1 pseudogene is annotated in these 773 nt (G+C 74.6%); it reads left to right on the top strand.

The window, feature by feature from the left end:
- Positions 1–14 precede the first annotated feature (14 nt).
- Positions 15–753, top strand: a pseudogene (locus tag OO48_RS34765) (NAD-dependent epimerase/dehydratase family protein).
- Positions 754–773: the final 20 nt, after the last annotated feature.

Raw genomic sequence — 773 nt, 5'->3', positions numbered from 1 at the left:
GGAGGTCGAAGGGCATGGGCAAGTACCTGGTCACGGGCGGTGCCGGTTACGTCGGGAGCGTGGTGGCGGCGCACCTGTTGGAGGCGGGTCACCGGGTGACGGTGCTGGACGACCTGTCGACCGGGTTCCCGGAGGGTGTGCCGCAGGGGGCGGAGTTCGTGCGGGGCCGGATCCAGGAGGCGGGCGGGGTGCTGGACTCCTCCTTCGACGCGGTGCAAGCTGGCGGTGGACCACCTGATCACCTCGGAGGCGCTCGCGCACGGTCTGGCGGCGGTGAGCCTGCGGTACTTCAACGTGGCGGGGGCGTACGGGCGCCACGGCGAGCGGCACGAGCCGGAGTCGCACCTGATCCCGCTGGTGTTCCAGGCCGCGCTGGGGCAGCGCCCGCACATCGCGGTGTTCGGCGAGGACTACCCGACGCCGGACGGCACCTGCGTGCGCGACTACATCCACATCGCGGACCTGGCCGAGGCGCACCTGCTGGCGCTGGAGGCGGCCCGGCCCGGGGAGCACCTGATCTGCAACCTGGGCAACGGGACGGGCTTCTCGGTGCGCGAGGTGATCGAGTCGGTCCGGCGCGTCACCGGCCGGGAGATCCCGGTGCGGGTCGCCGGCCGCCGCCCGGGCGACCCGGCCGTCCTGGTCGCCGCGGCCGACCGCGCCCGCGAGGCCCTGGGCTGGACGCCCAAGCGCCCCGAACTCGACCGGATCGTCGCCGACGCCTGGGAGTTCACCCTCGCCCACCGCGCCTGACCCGCCCGCACCCCGACCCG

The sequence above is a fragment of the Kitasatospora phosalacinea genome (genome assembly GCF_000716545.1).
Taxonomy (GTDB): Bacteria; Actinomycetota; Actinomycetes; order Streptomycetales; family Streptomycetaceae; genus Kitasatospora; species Kitasatospora phosalacinea.
This window is presented reverse-complemented; position numbering and strand designations above follow the sequence as displayed.